Origin of the sequence: Vibrio sp. 10N.222.47.A9, from assembly GCF_963872585.1 — a bacterium.
GTDB lineage: Bacteria > Pseudomonadota > Gammaproteobacteria > Enterobacterales > Vibrionaceae > Vibrio > Vibrio splendidus.
This window is the reverse complement of sequence record NZ_CAWNBB010000022.1, coordinates 87,505-108,419: the sequence shown is the minus strand read 5'-3', so window position 1 is coordinate 108,419 and position 20,915 is coordinate 87,505. Positions and strand designations below refer to the sequence as shown.

Annotated in this window: 14 protein-coding genes and 1 tRNA gene; 6 read left to right on the top strand and 9 right to left on the bottom strand. The window is 43.9% G+C overall.

The features are described from left to right. The first annotated feature begins 61 nt into the window (after nucleotides 1–61). The 4 genes from rpoD to AACT19_RS05560 all read left to right on the top strand — a co-directional run bounded on the left by rpoD (nucleotide 62) and on the right by AACT19_RS05560 (nucleotide 4,891). Nucleotides 62–1,906 carry an RNA polymerase sigma factor RpoD gene (gene rpoD, locus AACT19_RS05575; RefSeq protein ID WP_009847799.1) on the top strand — a complete coding sequence of 615 codons (1,845 nt, stop codon included), beginning with the start codon at nucleotides 62–64 and terminating at the stop codon, nucleotides 1,904–1,906. A gap of 163 nt (nucleotides 1,907–2,069) precedes the next feature. Then, nucleotides 2,070–2,145 (top strand) — tRNA-Ile (locus AACT19_RS05570). 120 nt (nucleotides 2,146–2,265) lie between these two features. Then, nucleotides 2,266–3,470 (top strand): IS3 family transposase gene (locus AACT19_RS05565; RefSeq protein WP_102456461.1). Its coding sequence is split into 2 segments (ribosomal slippage): nucleotides 2,266–2,653 and nucleotides 2,653–3,470, totalling 1,206 coding nucleotides; the frame shifts between segments, so codons are not numbered across the junction. Nucleotides 3,471–3,622: 152 nt separating this feature from the next. After that, a complete protein-coding gene (locus AACT19_RS05560; RefSeq protein WP_017080208.1) occupies nucleotides 3,623–4,891 on the top strand; it encodes an O-acetylhomoserine aminocarboxypropyltransferase/cysteine synthase family protein in 1,269 nt (422 codons plus the stop codon). A gap of 111 nt (nucleotides 4,892–5,002) precedes the next feature. Here the strand turns inward: AACT19_RS05560 and glmS are convergent, their stop codons facing one another. Then, nucleotides 5,003–6,835: a glutamine--fructose-6-phosphate transaminase (isomerizing) gene (gene glmS, locus AACT19_RS05555; RefSeq protein ID WP_004736010.1), complete on the bottom strand. Its 1,833-nt coding sequence runs from the start codon at nucleotides 6,833–6,835 to the stop codon at nucleotides 5,003–5,005. 107 nt (nucleotides 6,836–6,942) lie between these two features. Continuing rightward, entirely contained in the window at nucleotides 6,943–7,713 is a 771-nt protein-coding gene (locus AACT19_RS05550) for a DeoR/GlpR family DNA-binding transcription regulator (protein ID WP_004736011.1), read from the bottom strand. 429 nt (nucleotides 7,714–8,142) lie between these two features. Here AACT19_RS05550 and pykF point away from each other — a divergent pair, with 429 nt between their 5' ends. Next, nucleotides 8,143–9,555, top strand: a complete 1,413-nt coding sequence (gene pykF, locus AACT19_RS05545) for a pyruvate kinase PykF (protein ID WP_017077653.1) — start codon at nucleotides 8,143–8,145, stop codon at nucleotides 9,553–9,555. A gap of 173 nt (nucleotides 9,556–9,728) precedes the next feature. Then, nucleotides 9,729–10,400 carry a GntR family transcriptional regulator gene (locus tag AACT19_RS05540; protein ID WP_076645670.1) on the top strand — a complete coding sequence of 224 codons (672 nt, stop codon included), beginning with the start codon at nucleotides 9,729–9,731 and terminating at the stop codon, nucleotides 10,398–10,400. Between the two features lie 700 nt (nucleotides 10,401–11,100). On the opposite strand, the gene AACT19_RS05535 is transcribed toward AACT19_RS05540, so the two are convergent. The 7 genes from AACT19_RS05535 to AACT19_RS05505 all read right to left on the bottom strand — a co-directional run bounded on the left by AACT19_RS05535 (nucleotide 11,101) and on the right by AACT19_RS05505 (nucleotide 20,763). After that, nucleotides 11,101–12,984: a sensor domain-containing diguanylate cyclase gene (locus AACT19_RS05535; RefSeq protein WP_076645668.1), complete on the bottom strand. Its 1,884-nt coding sequence runs from the start codon at nucleotides 12,982–12,984 to the stop codon at nucleotides 11,101–11,103. A 111-nt stretch (nucleotides 12,985–13,095) separates the two neighbouring features. After that, entirely contained in the window at nucleotides 13,096–13,590 is a 495-nt protein-coding gene (gene ilvN, locus AACT19_RS05530) for an acetolactate synthase small subunit (protein ID WP_004735875.1), read from the bottom strand. 1 nt (nucleotide 13,591) lies between these two features. Continuing rightward, a complete protein-coding gene (locus AACT19_RS05525; RefSeq protein WP_054541385.1) occupies nucleotides 13,592–15,349 on the bottom strand; it encodes an acetolactate synthase 3 large subunit in 1,758 nt (585 codons plus the stop codon). Nucleotides 15,350–15,809: 460 nt separating this feature from the next. Further along, a complete protein-coding gene (locus AACT19_RS05520; protein WP_004735877.1) occupies nucleotides 15,810–17,618 on the bottom strand; it encodes an AMP-dependent synthetase/ligase in 1,809 nt (602 codons plus the stop codon). 201 nt (nucleotides 17,619–17,819) lie between these two features. Beyond that, nucleotides 17,820–18,779: a transcriptional regulator LeuO gene (gene leuO / locus AACT19_RS05515; protein WP_004735878.1), complete on the bottom strand. Its 960-nt coding sequence runs from the start codon at nucleotides 18,777–18,779 to the stop codon at nucleotides 17,820–17,822. Between the two features lie 346 nt (nucleotides 18,780–19,125). Further along, nucleotides 19,126–20,181: an MJ1255/VC2487 family glycosyltransferase gene (locus tag AACT19_RS05510; protein ID WP_076645666.1), complete on the bottom strand. Its 1,056-nt coding sequence runs from the start codon at nucleotides 20,179–20,181 to the stop codon at nucleotides 19,126–19,128. Between the two features lie 57 nt (nucleotides 20,182–20,238). Beyond that, a complete protein-coding gene (locus tag AACT19_RS05505) occupies nucleotides 20,239–20,763 on the bottom strand; it encodes a phosphatase PAP2 family protein (protein ID WP_076645664.1) in 525 nt (174 codons plus the stop codon). Nucleotides 20,764–20,915 lie beyond the last annotated feature (152 nt).

Sequence of the window (20,915 nt, the reverse complement as noted above, 5' to 3'; positions counted from 1 at the left end):
ATAATTGGTTTGCATTTGAGAATGCAACGTCCTTCACCAGACCTGAAGTTGGATATCATCTATGGATCAAAATCCGCAGTCACAGCTAAAATTACTTGTTATTAAAGGCAAGGAACAAGGCTATCTGACCTACGCCGAAGTAAACGACCACCTACCTGCAGAAATCGTGGATTCTGAACAGGTAGAAGACATCATTCAAATGATCAATGACATGGGTATCAAGGTAGTAGAAACTGCACCTGACGCTGATGATCTAGCTCTAAATGATGACGATGCTAATATAGATGAAGATGCAGCTGAAGCTGCTGCTGCTGCGCTTTCAAGCGTAGAAAGCGAGATTGGCCGTACTACTGACCCAGTTCGTATGTACATGCGTGAAATGGGTACAGTTGAACTACTGACTCGTGAAGGCGAAATCGACATTGCGAAGCGTATTGAAGATGGTATCAATACCGTTCAATTATCTGTTGCTGAGTACCCAGGCACTATTCCATACATCTTGGAACAGTTTGACCGCGTACTCGCTGAAGAGATTCGCTTAACAGATCTAATCAATGGCTTTGTTGACCCAGACGACGATGGCACAGCTGCGCCAACGGCGACTCACATCGGTTCAGAGCTCGCTAAAACTGATCTAGAAGACGAAGACAAAGAAGAAGCAGAAGACGACGAGGAAGAAGAAGAGGAAGATACAGGTATTGATCCTGAGCTTGCTCTTGAGAAGTTCACAGCGCTTCGCACTAGCTACCAAAACCGTCAACTAGCAATCAATGAATACGGCCACGAAAGCCCGAAAGCAACGCTTGCAACAACAATGATGCAAGACGTATTCAAAGAATTCCGTCTGACGCCAAAACAGTTTGATTACCTAGTAAACGAACTGCGTACTTCGATGGATCGCGTACGTACTCAAGAACGCCTAATCATGCGTCAAACGGTTGAGTACGGCAAAATGCCGAAGAAATCTTTCATTGCTCTATTTACTGGCAATGAATCTAGCGAAGCATGGTTGGACGAAGTTCTTGCTTCAGACAAGCCATACGCAGAAAAGATCAAACGTAACGAACACGACATCCGTCGCTCTATCCAAAAGCTGGATATCATCGAACGTGAAACGTCTCTTACTGTTCAAAGCATCAAAGATATCAGCCGTCGTATGTCTATCGGTGAAGCGAAAGCTCGTCGTGCGAAGAAAGAGATGGTTGAAGCGAACTTACGTCTAGTAATCTCGATTGCTAAGAAGTACACAAACCGTGGTCTACAATTCCTGGATCTAATCCAAGAAGGTAACATCGGTCTGATGAAAGCGGTAGATAAGTTTGAATACCGTCGTGGTTACAAGTTCTCTACTTACGCTACGTGGTGGATCCGTCAAGCAATCACTCGTTCGATTGCCGACCAAGCTCGTACTATCCGTATTCCGGTTCACATGATCGAAACGATCAACAAACTAAACCGTATCTCTCGTCAAATGCTACAAGAGATGGGTCGTGAACCGCTTCCGGAAGAGTTGGCTGAGCGCATGCAAATGCCTGAAGACAAGATCCGTAAAGTACTGAAAATCGCTAAAGAGCCTATCTCAATGGAGACACCAATCGGTGACGACGAAGATTCGCATCTAGGTGATTTCATCGAGGATACAACGCTAGAACTACCTTTAGACTCTGCTACAGCAACAAGCCTACGCGGCGCAACTAAAGACGTTCTTGCAGGCCTAACGCCTCGTGAAGCGAAAGTACTGCGTATGCGTTTCGGTATCGACATGAATACTGACCACACTCTTGAAGAGGTTGGTAAACAGTTCGACGTAACTCGTGAACGTATCCGTCAGATCGAAGCAAAAGCACTGCGTAAACTTCGTCACCCAAGCCGCTCAGAAACTCTGCGTAGCTTCCTAGACGAGTAATTACACGCTTTAGTGTGGTTAGCTTTTAAGCATAAAATAAAAAAGGTGAGCGTTGGCTCACCTTTTTTGTACCTACGTGATTTAAGTGGCTAAGATGTAAGCGGAATTGCCCCTCATAGTGTCTAGACACCATTGATTGGTTCCCCTATAATCTATGCCCTACGGCCCCTTAGCTCAGTGGTTAGAGCGCACGACTCATAATCGTTCGGTCCCCAGTTCAAATCTGGGAGGGGCCACCAAATTAGAAAAGCCAGAACAGTTCACGCTGCTCTGGCTTTTTGCTTTTCTAGCCCTTTATCTTCTAGCTGTACCGTCCTAAATATGGTTGACACATTTCCAACATGAAATTGGAGAGTGTCATGAAAACAACAAGTAGACGTACTCAACGAGATTATTCTCTTGCCTTTAAATTGGCAGTCGTAAGCCAAGTTGAAAAAGGCGAAATGACTTATAAGCAAGCTCAAGAACGTTATGGGATCCAAGGTCGCTCTACCGTTTTAGTTTGGCTTCGCAAACATGGTCAACTAGATTGGTCTAAAGGAATAGAACAATCGAGAGCGTTAGGAGCGACTATGTCAAACTCTTCCTCAACTCAAACCCCAGAGCAACGAATCAAAGAACTCGAGCAGCAATTAGAAGAGACTCAGCTCAAAGCTGAGTTCTTTGAAGCGGTTGTAAAAGTCATGGATCGAGATTTCGGTGTCCGAATCTCAAAGAAGCGCAAGGCCGAGTTATTAAGGAAAAAACGGTCAGAAAGTTGACCGTCACTAAAGCTTGTCACTTCATAGGTATTACACGACAAGCTTTCTACAAGCGCTGTGTTGCAGAAATTCATCAGACAAAGAAAGATGAATCAGTACTCGGTTTTGTGAAGGAGCAAAGGATGATGCACCCTCGTATAGGAACTCGTAAGATCAAGTATTTACTTGCTCAGAACGATATTGAAATAGGGCGAGACCGCTTATTCTCTCTGCTGAGAATGAATCGATTATTAGTCCAGAATCGAAGGGCTTATCATCGAACCACAAACAGTAATCATCGCTTTTACTGCCATCCTAATCGTGTCAAAGAAGGCTTAATACCGGAAAGACCAGAGCAATTATGGGTTGCCGATATTACTTATCTAGCAACGCGGCGTGGTAGTACTTATCTCAGTTTAGTGACGGACGCTTACTCAAGAAAAATCGTGGGCTATCACATAAGTGATGATATGAAAGCTCGCACGGTCAAGCAGGCCTTTTTAAACGCGTTGAAAGAACGGAAGAATACAGGTGAGCTTGTACATCACTCAGATCGAGGTGTTCAGTACTGCTCTGTTGAATACCAAGAGTTGCATCGACAGTATGATGTATCTTGCTCAATGACTGATGGCTATGACTGTTATCAGAATGCGTTGGCAGAGAGGATCAACGGAATACTGAAGATGGAGTATCTGTTGAATAAGCCTAATGATTTAGATGAAGCAAAGAAAATGGTCGCCGAATCAGTAAAAATCTATAATGAATATAGGCCTCACACAGCTCTAAAATACAAAACGCCCGATGAAGTACATCGAGCGTTTTAGTCAATCAAGTGTCAACCCATATCAGGACGGGTCAAGCTCAACGCTCTGCCCCATTCGCCCAGTTTCTTCTATGTGACTAAACATACTTTTCTTTTATAAAAAAATCGGCAATATGAGAGTACACAAATCATTCAATAGTTCAGGGAAGACTCATGAAAGACGAAACGCTCTCGATTCACTTCGGCTACGACACAGATCCAACAACCAAATCGGTTGCGACTCCTATTTACCAAACCGTTGCTTATGAATTCGATGATGCACAACACGGCGCCGACCTGTTTAACCTTGCGGTGCCGGGCAATATCTACACTCGCATAATGAACCCAACCAACGATGTGTTGGAAAAACGCATGGCAGCCTTAGAAGGCGGGATTGCAGGCTTAGTGGTGAGTGCAGGCAGCGCGGCGATCAACTACGCGATTCAAACGTTGGCACAAATCGGTGACAACATCGTTTCAACACCTCAGCTTTACGGCGGTACTTACACCCTATTTGCTCATATGCTACCAAACCAAGGGATCGAAGTTCGCTTTGCTAAAGACGATAAACCAGAAAGCTTAGCGGCTCTGATCGATGAAAAGACCAAGGCGGTTTATTGTGAAAGTATCGGTAACCCAGCAGGTAACATTATCGACTTAGAACGTGTTGCTGAGCTTGCTCACGCACAAGGTGTACCTGTGATTGTCGATAACACGGTGGCGACACCTGTGTTGTGTAAACCTATCGATTTCGGTGCCGATATTGTGGTGCACTCGCTAACCAAATACGTTGGTGGTCACGGAACGACGTTGGGTGGTGTTATTGTCGATTCAGGCAAATTCCCATGGGCAGAGCACAAAGATCGCTTCCCGGTCTTTAATCAACCAGAACCTTCTTACCACGGTGTGGTGTATACCGAAGCCTTTGGTGAAGCCGCATTTATTGGCCGCGCTCGAACCGTTCCATTGCGTAATACAGGCGCAGCACTGTCACCCATGAATGCCTTCATGTTGATGCAGGGTCTAGAAACGTTGTCGCTACGCATGGAGCGACACACCGAGAATGCACTGAAAGTAGCAGAATACCTTAAGCAACATGAGAATGTGAGTTGGGTAAGCTACGCGGGGTTACCAACCTCTGAGTTCTACCCATTGGCTGAGAAATACATGCAAGGTAAGCCGTCTGCCATTTTATCTTTTGGCTTGAAAGATGGTTATGAAGCCGGTGTTCGTTTCTATGATGCGCTGCAAATCTTCAAACGTTTGGTCAACATTGGCGATGCAAAATCTCTCGCTTGTCACCCTGCTTCTACAACACACCGTCAATTAAGCGAAGCGGAACAAAAGCAAGCAGGTGTGTCACCAGAGATGATTCGCCTCTCAGTAGGTATTGAACACATTGACGATATCTTGGCTGACCTAGAGCAAGCACTTAATGCTTAACGCTTAACGCCGTTAAAGCTAGATCTAACGCTGATCGTTAGCTAACAGACACAAAAAAGCCCATCACAGGATGGGCTTCTTATTATCTAATTTTCTTAGATAGGCTGGCGATTACTCAACTGTTACCGCTTTCGCTAGGTTACGAGGTTGGTCAACATCGGTACCCTTGATTAGCGCCACGTGGTAAGACAACAGCTGCATCGGTACTGTGTAGTAGATAGGTGCTGTTACTTCACTTACGTGAGGCATCTTGATGATCTTCATGTTCTCATCGCTTTCAAAGCCTGCATCTTCATCTGCGAATACGTAAAGTAGACCGCCACGAGCACGTACTTCTTCAACGTTTGATTTCAGCTTCTCTAGCAAGTCGTTGCTTGGTGCAATAACGACGACTGGCATATCTGCATCGATAAGAGCCAAAGGACCGTGCTTAAGCTCACCAGCCGCGTATGCTTCTGCGTGGATGTAAGAGATCTCTTTCAGTTTCAGAGACGCTTCCATCGCGATAGGGTAGAACTCACCACGACCCAAGAACAGTGTGTGATGCTTGTCTGCAAAATCAGGTGCTAGCGCTTCGATCTCTTTATCAAACGCCAATGCTTTCTCGATATCAGCAGGCAGTTGATGCAGTGCTTGAACGATCTCTGCTTCTTTCTCTTCATTGATGCGACCTTGTAGACGACCAATTGACGTTACCATCATCAGCATTGCAGCTAGTTGAGTGGTGAAAGCTTTAGTAGAAGCAACGCCGATCTCTGTTCCTGCGCGAGTCATGAAGGCAAAATCAGATTCACGAACCAGTGAAGAACCTGCAACGTTACAGATAGTCATTGCTGACATGTAACCTTTTTCTTTTGCAAGACGAAGTGCAGCAAGCGTATCCGCCGTTTCACCAGACTGAGACAAAGTCACCAATAGGCTATTCGGACGAACAACGAAATCACGGTAACGGAATTCAGAGGCAATCTCTACGTCACAGCTTACGCCTGCTAGAGATTCAAACCAGTAACGAGCTGCCATGCCTGAGTTGTAAGACGTACCACATGCGATGATCTGCACGTGTTCAACCTTGCTTAGGATCTCTTCCGCTTTAACACCGATTGCGTTAGTGATAACCGAAGTGTCAGAGATACGGCCTTCCATTGTGTTGATCAGCGCTGTTGGCTGCTCAAAGATCTCTTTCTGCATGAAGTGACGGTATTGACCTTTGTCACCTGCATCGTGTTCTGCGTTTGATTCAACGATTTCACGCTCAACACGCTCGCCCGCCACATCAAATACTGTTACATCACGACGAGTCACCTCAGCAACATCACCTTCTTCTAAGTACATGAAGCGACGAGTTACGCTTAATAGCGCTAGTTGGTCAGAAGCAAGGAAGTTCTCGCCCACACCAAAACCGATAACGATTGGGCTACCAGAACGAGCAACAACGATACGGCTAGGATCTTTACGATCAACCGCCACCGTGCCGTATGCACCGTCTAATTGTTTCGCTGTCTTTTGAAGCGCTTCAACCAATGAAGCTGACGTGCGAAGTTCCCACTCAACTAAGTGAGCGATAACTTCTGTATCTGTTTGTGAAGTGAACACGTAGCCACGCTCTTGCAGCAGAGCGCGCAGTGTTTCGTGGTTTTCGATAATGCCATTGTGTACAACAGCAATGTCGCCAGACATGTGTGGGTGTGCGTTTGCTTCAGAAGGCTCACCGTGTGTCGCCCAACGTGTATGAGCAATACCAGTACCGCCAATGACATGTTGTTGATCGACTGCGTCTGCTAGCTCTTGTACTTTACCAAGGCGGCGTACACGAGTTAGGTTAGATTCGCTATCAACTACAGCGACACCCGCCGAATCGTAGCCTCGGTATTCTAGGCGGCGAAGACCTTCTACTAAAATTTCAGCTACATCACGCTGTGCTACTGCACCAACAATTCCACACATAGTTTCACTCCATCAATTTCGTTTCATTCCTATTGGCAGCAAGCAAAGGCCAGATCTTTATTAAGATCAATTATAGGAAGGTAAATGCATAATACTTAAATTTGTTTTTACGCTGGATCGGTCAGGATCACTCGAACATCATGTGATTCTATACTTGCTTTGGATTCTTCGCCTAAGTCTGTATCGGTAATTAAGATGTCAATGTGTTCCCATGCCAGCTCTAAGTTCGGGATCTTTCGTCCCACCTTTTCCGACTCAACCATCACGATCACTTCTCGTGACACTTCAGCCATTACTTTACTTAGACCAACCAATTCATTGAACGTGGTTGTGCCTCTATCAAGGTCGATACCATCAGCCCCGATAAATAGTTGATCAAAATCGTAAGCTCGAAGTACTGATTCTGCGACTTTGCCTTGAAAAGAATCCGAATGGGTATCCCAAGTGCCGCCGGTCATTAGCAGTGTTGGTTCGCTTTCCAACTCATTAAGTGCATTAGCAACATGCAACGAGTTGGTCATCACAACCAAACCACGCTTGCTATTGAGCTGCTGAATTAGCGCCCCTGTCGTGCTACCGCTATCGATCACAATGCGATTATGGTCGCGAATTAAATCTGCAGCGGCTTTCGCTAATGAAATCTTTCGAGTCGAAACTTGTGGACCCAGTTCTTCGTTCACAACCTCTTTCGGTAATGAAATCGCACCACCATAACGGCGCAAAAGCTGACCGTTTTTCTCTAAAGACGCTAAGTCCTTTCTAATCGTGACCTCTGAGGTTTCGAATTTAGCGGATAGTTCATCAACACTAACCTCCCCCTTTTCGTTAACGAGGTTAGAAATAGCATGTCTTCTGAGCTGGGTGTTTCGTTTCGACATTTAAAAAAGGCCAGTAAGTTTCGTTTTGAAACATATTATAGTTACAACGAAACTATTTAGTCCATTTATTTTGATCCAAAAAATTAATAAATAGCGATAAAACCTTGTCCTAAGACAATTGTTAAGCAGTGATATTGAACTGATTAGGTGGTAGAATCCGCACCCGAAAAGAAAAAAAATTACAAAACTGACTGTTATTTTTTTGCAACTTACCTCTTATATAGTGGGGTAAGTCACATAAAACCGATATTGAATCAAAATCTTTTGGTCATAAAATGACTAAAATTGATGAAAGACTTACAACTCTGAAGGACATATTGGAAGTCCCGCGCTTTTACACAACAGGCACAAAATGTTGATGTAGCGGACCAATCTTCAGACCTTAAATAAATTTCAAATTGTAACAATACTTACCGGAGAGTACCTTCCATGAAAAAGACCAAAATCGTATGTACGATTGGCCCTAAAACTGAATCTGTAGAGAAGCTAACTGAACTAGTAGATGCTGGCATGAACGTTATGCGTCTTAACTTCTCTCACGGTGACTTCGCAGAACACGGCACTCGTATCGCGAACTTCCGTACAGTAATGGAAAACAAAGGTGAGCAACTTGCTATCCTTCTAGATACTAAAGGTCCAGAAATCCGTACTATCAAACTTGAAGATGGTAACGACGTAGATCTAGTAGCTGGTCAAGAGTTCACTTTCACAACTGACGCAACAGTTGTTGGTAACAAAGACGTAGTAGCAGTAACTTACCTAGGTTTCGCTAAAGACCTAACTGCTGGTAACACTATCCTTGTTGATGACGGCCTAATCGAAATGGAAGTTATCGCAACAACAGAAACTGAAGTTAAGTGTAAAGTTCTTAACAACGGTGCTCTAGGCGAAAACAAAGGTGTTAACCTTCCTGGCGTTTCTGTTCAACTTCCAGCTCTTTCTGAGAAAGACAAAGCTGACCTTAAGTTTGGTTGTGAGCAAGGCGTTGATTTCGTAGCTGCTTCTTTCATCCGTAAAGAAGACGACGTTAAAGAAATCCGTGAGCTTCTAAACGCTAACGGCGGCGAGAACATCCACATCATTTCTAAGATTGAAAACCAAGAAGGTGTAGATAACTTCGATTCAATCCTTGAAGCTTCTGACGGCATCATGGTTGCTCGTGGTGACCTAGGTGTTGAAATCCCAGCTGAAGAAGTAATCTTCGCTCAGAAGATGATGATCGAGAAGTGTAACCGCGCACGTAAGATGGTTATCACTGCAACTCAAATGCTTGACTCTATGATCAGCAACCCACGTCCAACTCGTGCTGAAGCGGGTGACGTTGCGAACGCAATCATGGATGGTACTGATGCAGTAATGCTTTCTGGTGAAACTGCTAAAGGTAAGTACCCAGTTGAAGCTGTAACTATCATGGCTCAAATCGCGAACCGTACTGATTCAGCTCTTAAAGCTGAGCTAGGTTCTCGTCTAGACAGCCCACGTCTACGCATCACTGAAGCAGTATGTAAAGGCGCTGTAGACACAGCAGAGAAGCTAGCTGCTCCTCTAATCGTTGTTGCAACTGAAGGCGGTAAGTCTGCACGTTCAGTACGTAAGTACTTCCCAACTGCAAACATCCTTGCTCTAACAACTAACGAAAAGACAGCTGCACAGCTAGTTCTAACTAAAGGTGTTAAGCCAGTTCTTGTTGACTCTATCGAGAACACAGACGCGTTTTACATCAACGGTAAAGAAATCGCTCTACAATCTGGCCTAGGTAACAAAGGCGACATCGTAGTTATGGTTTCTGGTGCTCTAGTCGCTTCTGGTACTACAAACACGGCATCTGTTCACGTTCTATAAGAATGAACCGATACGCATAAAATATAAAAGAGGGCTTCGGCCCTCTTTTTTTATGAAACAAATCTTGCCTAACTTTTCAGTACGCTGTATTATCAATCACAGTAGAATTACGTACTGTTAACTTCCATGGGCTCTTTCTAAGAGACGGATTAGCAGACTAGAATCAAATATGCATGAGGTTTGTAATGTCTAGTCCTACGCTCACAGACAAAGTATCAAAGATGATTCGCCAAGATATTCTTAATGGTGAGTTAACCCCTGGCCAAAAACTCGTTGTTGCTGAGCTAAAAGCACGATACAACGTAGGCGCATCTCCAATTCGTGAAGCCTTAGTGCAGTTATCTTGGAGTAAATACGTAAAGCTAGAGCCACAAAAAGGCTGCTGGGTATCTCCGGTCTCAAAGAAAGAACTCAATGACCTATACGAAAGCCTTCGACTGGTCTCTTCCGTTCTGCTTAAAAAAGCGATCTCAGCTGGCGATGAAAGCTGGGAATTAGAAGTGTTGACCTCTTACCACAAGCTATCACGCCTTCAGAACGTAGAAGAAGAATTTGATTCTGTTGAATGGGAAGAACGCCACCAACAGTTCCATGTCGCGTTGCTTGAAGGTGCTGATTCAGAGAACATGTTTAAGTTCTTTGATGAACTTATTAACCAAGTTAAACGTTACCGCTTCTTAGCAATGTCAGCTGAAACAGCATCTGATGATCTGTTCAATATTGATGAGCACGAAATGATCATGAAGCTAGTACTCTCTAAGAATGCAGAACAAGCAACAGAGTTACTTGATCAACATTTACTAGGTTCAATGAAACGAATTGAAGAAGTTATCGAAGCGGCATAACGCCAAGATAGATTCTAACCAAATAAAAACGGAGCCCAACGGCTCCGTTTTTTGTTTCCAGTATCACGACTGAACTACCACCCAAAAAACTCTTTGTGATGAGTATTGAGCAGTACAACCATAGGTAAAAAATACAGTGCACTCAGTTGAAAGCCAAGAATGACTAATGTGCCTATGGTTAACCTCACTAAAAAATCGACAAACATACCAGGCCTCTTTTAACCAGACAGTATGATCCCCAAACTCTTGCTACAGCTAACCTAATTCTACTGTTATCTCTCAAGCCATTGATAAGGCAAGCTAACCAGCTGAATTAAGTTAACGGTGTCATCCCTTTTATATCGGGTAAACACTCTGTTTATTGGTTCGCTTAACACGACGTAACCTGAAGCAAGATAGTTTACTTATTGTTTATTTTAGCTCAAATTTTCATCAGAATTAGACTTTAGTCTAACTACATAAGACTTGTGACATAGGTCGCCTCAAAAGTGAGATTCCTAGTATATATGTTGAAAGGCACTGCTGAAGGCTAGCTTTAAAAGATACGAAGCGAGAAAGATGGCTTGATAGGAAAATGGTTAGTCACTTAAAACGTAAATCTTTTTAAGGGCTAAGTCTATTGAAAGCCAAGTGAAGCAGTGAAAGCTAAGTAAACCGTGAAAACCAGTGAAATATTAAAGACTAATCGAGTAATGAAAGATTAAGCGACATCAGCATGACTAGGGCACATAGAGACGGTATTGCGCCCAGACGATTTAGATTCGTAGAGCCCAACATCGGCACATTTGTATGAGCGAGTGCTGTTGCTTGTCAAATCAGTGAAACCGACACTCACCGTCACTTTAGTCCCTGAGGATAGCTCTATTTCTATTCGTAATCGATCCAATACACGTTTCGCTTCCGGCAGCGAGGTGTGTGGCATCAGTAATGCAAACTCCTCCCCCCCAACGCGAGCAACAAAATCAGTATTGCGTAGGCTGTCTTGCAGAAGCCTTGCAACACTTGCAATCACTCGGTCGCCTTCATCGTGGCCAAGTTCGTCATTGATTCGTTTGAAGTTATCAATATCGACTAAAGCTAAGCAAGTGGTCGCTTCATTAGGGTAACGCTCGACCAAGCGAGAATAATACGCGAGCTGCTCTTCGAACTTTCGGCGGTTCCAAAGGTTACTCAAAGAATCTCGTTCACTTAAGATCCTCAAACGCACCTCAAGCTCCTTCCTTACAGAAATATCAACCAAAGACGTAATATAGTAACTGATCTTTCCAGAGCGATTCTTAACGGCTTGTACTCGCATGATGACGGTGAAAGGGATACGTAACTTGTTCTTACACAGAACTTCCCCCTCCCATACTTCTTCTTGCTCTAAGTGTTGCCAGATTGAATCACTCGAGAGTGTCTGCTCGGTATTTTCAAGCAACAGCTGTAATGCATTTTGACCGATAACTTGAGTTTTGCAGTACCCCGTCATGTTCTCAAACTCGTTGTTGATCATCATAGTACGATGCTGCTTATCAGAGATCATGACGGCCGACATGCCGCTCAATGCGGCACGTGCCAACTTACTTTCTAGACTTCGACGTCGGTAATGAGTCACTAAATAAGCAAACGGAAACGCAAAAACTAGTACCGTTAGCAACACAAACACTTCTTCTTGAGAGAGGTCACTTAAGCTCGGTTCAGCTCGATCCATCAGTTGTTTCTGATTAAGTTGAATCAGTAAATGGACCTTTTGATTATTCGCGAGCATCACCGTGTTAAACGCAAACAAATTGCCATCTTCAAAAACGTGCCCCACCTGATCATTAGAGATCGCTTCCCATGCCTTTGGTGCGATGTTTTTCAGGTTGTAGCCTTTTCTTTCTGGAATAGAATCGCCAAACAGCTTACCGCTATGGTTACTCGCTATGTAATAACTCGCTTCATTAAGAACTTCTGCTCTAAGATCATTATCAGGTGAAAAACTAAGACGCGACGATAAACCCCATACGTCGAGATTAATAACAAGGTAGCCCACTCTTTTCTCAGGTGTTTCTACGGGGGTAAAGACACGAATAACCGGCATATAAGGGAAGGTGATCTCACCATGTTCCATTTCAAGCTCAATGCCCCAACCGCCAATTTGTTCAGCTTCTAGTTTTTGAGCGTATTGAAAGTAGCTCGAGTCAGATTTATCTTGAAGTTGTTGCGGTACCGTTATGTGGCCTGAATCAGCGGAGTAGTTGACACGAACCAGCTCTTTACCCGAGATATCTAGCAGGTGGATCTGTGTATACCATTTTTGGTTCACGAGGACAGACTGCCAAACCTCTTCAAGTAGATCTTTGGTTTGGTCAGAGGGAGAAGAGGCAAAGTTAACCAAGCTTTGGCTGTGGCTTAACAGGCCCATTACGGAAACTAATTGAGTCTTAAGAAGATCGTAGTCTCGCTTAGCGTACACCAATTGATGGACAGCTTGCTTAGCCGAGTAGTCAAAACTCTGCTGCTTCACTTCTTTATATCGCTGCAAGTAATATAGAGCGACAGCTGAACAGAGTGTGATTGAGATGATTAGTAATGTAATTATTGATTTTTTATTTCGCATTACTAGCTCAGGAAGAAAAAGAGAGCGCAAGATTATAGCACTCTAGGAAATTAACAAAATAAAAGCCGCTTAAAAAAGCGGCTTTAAAACTATTTTTTAAATACTTCTTGTTTAGGCTTTCAACGCTCGTTCACCACGTGCGATGCCAACAACCCCACTTCGAGCCACTTCAAGTACTTCCGTTACTTCAGACAATGCCTGAATGAAAGCATCCAGCTTCTCGCTAGTGCCGGCCATTTGCACCGTATATTGCGAAGCCGTTACATCAACGATTTGGCCACGGAAGATATCCGCGGTGCGCTTCACTTCGGCGCGAGCAAAGCCGCTAGCGCGTACTTTTACCATCAATAGTTCACGCTCGATATGCTCAAGCTCAGACACTTCTTGTACCTTAAGTACGTCGATTAACTTGTGTAGCTGTTTTTGGATCTGCTCAAGCTGCATTTCGCTCGAGTTAGTGGTGACATTCAGACGAGAAAGCGTTGGATCATCCGTAGGAGATACATTCAAAGACTCGATGTTGTAGCCACGCTGAGAAAACAAGCCAACCACTCGAGAAAGTGCACCTGGTTGGTTTTCCATTAATAGTGAAAGGATGTGTCTCATATTATGTTCTCTCCGTTTTGCTTAGCCACATGTTATCCATACCCTCGCCTTTGATCTGCATTGGGTATACGTGCTCGGTGTCATCCACACTGATATCGACAAATACCAAACGGTCTTTCATCGCCAGTGCTTTTTCCAAACCTGATTCCAGTTCATCCGGAGATGAAATACGCATGCCAACGTGGCCATAAGCCTCAGCAATCGCAGCAAAATCAGGAACAGAGTCCATATATGAATTAGAGTAACGACCTTGATAAACAATGTCTTGCCACTGTTTTACCATGCCTAAGAAACGGTTGTTAAGGTTAATAATCTTAACGGGAATATTGTATTGCAGCGCAGTCGACAGCTCTTGGATATTCATTTGAATACTGCCGTCACCAGTAACAATCACAACTTCTTCATCAGGTTTCGCAAACTTAACGCCCATACCAGCAGGTAGGCCAAAGCCCATTGTGCCTAGACCACCAGAGTTAATCCAACGGCGTGGCTTGTCAAACGGGTAGTACAAAGCAGCAAACATTTGGTGTTGACCTACATCAGAAGCAACATAGGCATCACCATTGGTTACTTTATGAAGTGTTTCAATAACTTGTTGTGGCTTAATACGACCAGACGTTTTGTCATATGCCAAGCAGTCACGCTCTTGCCACTGTTTAATTTCACTCCACCAGCTTTCCATCGCTTCTGCATCGTTAGTTCCACCTTGCTCAATAAGCAGGTTAACCATGCTCTCTAGTACTTTTTCCGCTGAACCTACAATCGGTAGATCCACTTTTACGTTTTTAGAGATAGAAGATGGGTCGATATCAATGTGCATGATCTTCGCATCAGGGCAGTACTTATCTAGGTTATTGGTGGTTCGATCATCGAAACGTACGCCAATACCAAAGATCAAGTCCGCATTGTGCATCGCCATATTGGCTTCATACAAACCATGCATGCCCAACATACCCAAAGAGTTCTTATGGGTACCAGGGAAAGCGCCAAGCCCCATTAGGGTGCTTACCACGGGTAAATTCAGTGCCTCTGCTAATTTTAACAGCGGCTTATCTGCCTCAGAAATAACTGCACCACCACCGACATAAAGTACCGGCTTCTTCGCTTCAAGAAGGGCTTTTAGCGCCTTTTTGATCTGACCTTTATGACCCGTAACCGTTGGGTTATACGAACGCATTTTGATCGTTTCTGGGTATTCATAAGGAAGCTTGATTTGTGGGTTTAAGATATCTTTTGGCAGATCAATAACCACAGGACCAGGACGTCCTGTCGTTGAAATATAGAATGCTTTTTTAACGACTTCAGGGATATCTTCCGCTTTCTTAACGAGGAAGCTGTGTTTAACGATCGGACGGGATACACCCACGATGTCACACTCTTGGAAGGCGTCATTACCAATTAAGCTATTTGGTACGTTACCAGAAATAACTATCATTGGAATTGAGTCCATGTAGGCGGTGGCAATACCAGTAACGGTATTGGTCGCTCCCGGACCAGAACACACTAGTACTACGCCCGGCTTACCGGTAGAACGAGTATAGCCATCTGCCATATGGGTAGCGGCTTGTTCGTGTCGTACTAATACGTGTTTAATTTCAGCAGTTTTAGCATGCAGCGCATCATAGATATCAAGTACAGAACCACCTGGGTAACCAAAGATTTGTTCTACACCCTCTTCAATTAGAGACTGCACCACCATTTCAGCGCCGGATAACATTTCAGCGCCGGATGACATGGCTGTTTCAGGTTTTGTTGTCATATTGCTCTCCTCACCAGTTTCCAACCATATTTGGTGAACATGTTGGGCTGGTTTTTCATAGTCTAGGGCTTATTCGTAGCCTAATTCGAAATACTTCCACTTTTTCGGCTATGGCTGTCTGTCGTGATAACAACAAACAGTAATACGAAACAACTTTAACGCTTTATTATCATCTGGTCTAACACCTGTTATCCGATAATTACGTCAAAAAACCAACTATTAGCTGAAAGCATTAAATAAAACCCAAACCAAACCCAATAGTTAGATTTAAAAACCAATTAACACCTAAAAAAAAGAGCTTAATATTCAAATGAATCACGGTTTATCGATTAATTACGCCTTTATTGGTGTGCGCTTTCGCACATTGTGCTGTGTCAGCAGGCATAAAAAATCCCCCTAAAAATGCAATCACATTCGTAGGGGGATTTTTAAACAACTGAAAATTTATCTAAGCAGAAAACTACTTATCTTTAGGCTTTTCATTGTACATTTCTTCGATTTCGTCTTGATACTTATCGTTGATAACTTTACGACGCAATTTTTGAGTAGGTGTCAGTTCGCCATCATCCATAGAAAATGCTTTTGGCAGCAACTTGAATTTCTTCACTTGCTCAAACTTAGCTAGCTCTTGCTGTAAGTCATTCACACGCTTCTCTAGCATCTCGACAATCTGGTGATGTTTAACAAGCTCAACACGGTCGTGATACTTGATATTCAGCTCTTTGGCATACTCTTCTAGAGAGTCATAACAAGGAACGATCAGCGCAGAAACGAATTTGCGCGTATCAGCGATAACGGCAATCTGTTCGATAAAGTGATCTTTACCAATCGCGCCTTCAACCACTTGCGGTGCAATGTACTTACCGCCAGAGGTCTTCATCAATTCTTTAATACGATCAGTAATGAACAGGTTACCATTTTCATCAAAATGTCCCGCATCACCAGTCTTTAGGAAACCGTGCTCGTCAAACGTCTTAGCGGTCTCTTCTGGCATCTTGTAGTAGCCACGCATCACCATTGGACCACGAACAAGAATCTCATCCTTAGCACCAATTTTCACTTCAGCGCCCGGCATCGACATACCAATTGAATCAGGGTTAAAACAGCGGTCATCCCAGCACGATACTGTTGCCGTGGTTTCTGTCATGCCGTAGCCAAGTTTTACGTTGATACCGATCGCGTGGAAGAAGCGACCAATGGTTTCATCAAGCTTCGCGCCACCACATGGCATGAAGTTGATGTTACCGCCTAACAGAGCTCGCAGTTTAGATAACACAAGCTTATCGGCAAGCGCATGGCTCTTCTTCAGCATGAATGATGGTGTGCGACCTTCTTGGTGACAAACAGAAAGCTTCGCACCCATGTTCACCGCCCAAGTAAAGAGCACTTTACGGATAAACGGTGCTTTAGATACTTTCTCGTGAATCGCTGAGAATATCTTCTCGTAGAAACGAGGAACTGCAGACATAACCGTTGGCTTAACATCACTCAGCGCATCACGAACTTGCATTGTGTCTTGCAAGTAACAGTTGGTTGCGCCTTTATAAAGGACATAGAAAGTCCAAGCACGCTCAAATACATGTGATAAAGGTAAGAAACACAATGAGACGTCGTCTTTGCTTAAGCTAAGGCGCTCATCATGGCCTTTTAGTTGATAGCCAACGTTCGTGTAATCAAGCATTACACCTTTTGGCTGGCCTGTTGTACCAGAGGTATAGATAAGTGTCAGTAAGTCATCCATACAGGCATCCGCAAGACGAACATCAAGTTCAGCTTGCTGATCTTCAACACCACGAGCCATGAATTCTTTCCAAGAGACGGCAAAGCGATGTCCTTGCAGATCGATATCATCAGACATCGCCACAACAACTTCTAGCTGTTCACACTCTTCAAAAAGGCTAACCGCCGCATCAAATTGAGCTTGCTCGCCAACGAATAAGATCTTCACATCTGCATTTTGGATAATGTAAGAAGACTGCGCCGCTGTGTTGGTTGGGTAGATTGGTACCGTTACAAGACGCGCTTGTAAAGATGCAAAATCTGCCACAGTCCACTGAGGCATATTGTTCGAAAAGATACCGATCTTATCCTGAACTCTCAGTCCGTGAGCCAACAGTGCTAATGAAAGCGTATCGATTTGTTGTCCAAACTGTTCCCAGCTAATACCTTGCCATACATTGTCGACTTTATGCTTCAAAGCTGTACGGTTGCCGCCTTGGGCAATTTGGTCACGAAGTCTTTTTACGATATGAAAATCTAAATTGGCCATCTCTTTACCTTTGGCTTACACCTGTAAGCTTTTTTGAGCGCACAAGTGTACCTCTGATCATGGAAAAGGCAACTGATGAAGCTCAAAGTTATAAGTAATAGTACGTCTCACGCTAAGTTTTCTATCAACAAAAATAGCAGGTACAAAAAAGCCCCAAGCCAGACTCCCAGCTTAGGGCTTACAAATCATAGGGATTAGTGCTTAGTTAAGCGCCACGACTTCGCCACAGATCATCATTAACTGATCTCGTAACCAAATGTGTCCTTTATCCTTTTCACTTGATTCGTGCCAGCTTAGGAAGCCAGAAATTGCCGCATTATCGAATGGGAAATCTAAAATCTGAAGCTGATCTTTGTTCGCTGCATGCTCAACCATCCAACGAGGTGCAATCGTCACAAGCTCAGATTGACCAACAACGTAAAGTACGTTGCTTAAGCTCGTACCTTCGTAGAAAGGCGTGCAATCTAGGTCACGGTAAGCTTGCTCCGAGAAGCTGCGTTGACCATGGATGCGAGACAGTTTTGCGTGCTTTTCGTTAAGCAGCTCTGCCGCTGAAACTTCACCGTTGATACGTGGGTGAGAAGCAGAAGCAACAACAACTAATTCGTCTTGGAAGATCTCAGTGCTTGAAAAGCCCTGCTCATCAAAACGAGCGTAATCAATAACGAAGTCGATTTCTTGGTAGCGCATACGCTCAGAAAGTTGACGATCGAATTCTGCATCCATGTGCAGTTTAACGCTCGGTGCTTGGTCGTTGATTGTCGACATGATCTTAGGTGCAAAACGCATGTCACAAGGGCTACAAATCGCAAGTTTGAACAGACGAGAAGACGACTCTGGAGAGAACACAGAACTTGGCAGTTCATTGCGTACTAACTGCAGTGCTTGGCGGATTGGACCAAACAACTGACGAGCACGTTGAGTCGGCTGAATACCACGACCTTGACGCATGAATAGTTCGTCGTTAAACATCACTTTTAGACGAGCAACAGCGTTACTTACAGCAGGCTGAGACATACCCAGATTATGAGCTGCACGTGTAATGTTTTGCTCTTGCATAACTGCATCAAATACAGTCAAAAGATTTAAGTCGACTCCACGAAGTGTGCTTTCCATTCTGTAGCTTGCAATAGCACTCATTGCGTCTTTTTTCTCTAACATTCAAGTTGCCTCTTGTCGGTTCGACAGCGTTAAATTGGTAATGGTATAGGAATAGATAACCACTAATTCTTATATTTATCAGACCGATGTTTTTCGGATTACCATTACTATTAACCAATAAATCTCGAGCTACCAACAAGATTGATAAAGAATAATTTTATTTTACCTTAATGATTAAATAACATCTAAAAATCAATTATTTATAGAGTTATAAAAAAACATAAAATGCATCACTTATGAGTTTCATTTCGACTTATTTAGCTGTTCTATCGTTTGGTTACATTTGTTACAATTTATTGAACCCATGAATTGTTTGACTGGTTGATTCAGAAATAACACTTATGAGTTAAGTGAGCGATGCATAACTAGGAAAATCGACCTTGTCCCAAAGTTGCTTTCTTAAGTCATCTTGGTTGGACCAATTGCCCGCTAACACCCACTCAACAAGTGCACCTGCCACGTCGGGATAAGTGACCACTTCAGCTTGTTTTTCACCGAGCCAACTGCGCATGATAGCCGCATCTAAAAAGGTCATAGTTTGAGCTAATCCAAGAGCCTCTAGCGTCGCCACATTGCTCTGTTGTTCGAACTGCCCTTCGAGTGGTTTAAGAAGCAATTTCTTCCCCAAAGTTAAGGCTTCCGATGGCAATTCAAAGCCGCCATTCGCAACCACACCAGAGCACTGATTGAGGTCGAATTGGAAGCCAGCATGACTGAGTGGTTTGAACTCAATATTTTCGACTCGGCTATGCTCAATAACATCCGGGTGGTAACAGACAAAGTTGTGCGAAATGAACTTCATCAGCAGCTCTGAGATCGACTCAAGATCCTCAAACGGCAAATAGACCAACGTAAAGTTTTGTGCTGCTTTTGTTTGTTGATCACCAGCCAGCGTGTGAACGATAGGCGGCAGTATCGGTTGTTCAAAGTGATACCAATGCAAACCAATCGAGTGCTCAGTTGGGGCGAAATGTTGAATCACCGAATGTTCAATCCAGTTGCCCCCTTCTTTAGGTACATCGTAGCGGAACGCATTCTGGTGGCTTATGCCAATGCATGGCACACCTTGCCTCTTAGCTGCCCATGCAGTCACAGGCTCAAAGTCATTCAACACTAAGTCATAAGGCGTCAAATCGATCTGATTAATCTCACTGAGAAATCGCCAGATGTTGTTCTTGATGAATGTCTTGCCGTATTTAACCTGCCCCTGCTCGCTGTAAAAAGTTAAGCCGCTGCGGGTCTGATAATTACCAAACGCTTCCATCGAGAAGTACTTGCTCTCGTCTCGCCCAGAGAACAGAAAGTCGACATCGATATTTTGCTGACGAAAAGCCACAGCCATTGCCCTCGCTCGAGCGATGTGCCCATTCCCTGTGCCTTGTACGCCATATAAAATTTTCATGCATGTTCCTTTATGTTTGCCACTTAAGCTCGGCAGTGGTTGTTGCCAACAAAATGATTACAGGATGAAGCTGATAGCAAGGCTAGTACAAGCGATGCCCAAGGCTGCGCCAATCAGTACGTCCGTTAAAAAGTGCACACCAAGTAGGATTCGAGAGCCAGCAATCGCAGTCGCCCAAATCAGGCTAAAGAGGTACAAGCTCGGATAGAAATGTCCGATTAGAGTCGCCATAACAAAAGCCGCAGCGGAATGCCCAGAAGGCAGGCTGTATTTATCAGATGGCACAATATGGGAGTAAAGCAATGAAGAGAATTCAGCGGGTCTGCGACGCTTGAGGGTATTTTTGGCAAACCAGTAAATAGGTAACTCGATTGCAAAGGCAGTTAAGCCCACCAATAGAAAATCTCGACCGGTGTAACTGTCAGCCAGTAGTGCAACCAAAGCAATCAAAACGTAAAGGTGTCCATCTCCAGTATGAGACACCGCCTTACTGAGTGTCGCCTGTTGTCCGCTATAACGGCTCTTTAAACAGAAAACAGAAAATGCCACATCCCAGCGGACAATAGGTTCGATAGTACGCATACAATCTCCTTAACAATCCTTATTCAGTTAAGGCTCAAGTTATGCTCCTGAAATGACAGTTAAGTGACGTTTTGAATGAACTAAAATGAATTTTGAGGCGAATTGACCGCTTTCGCTAAGCAAGCTGATGGGGCCTAGAAACTGCCGATAAA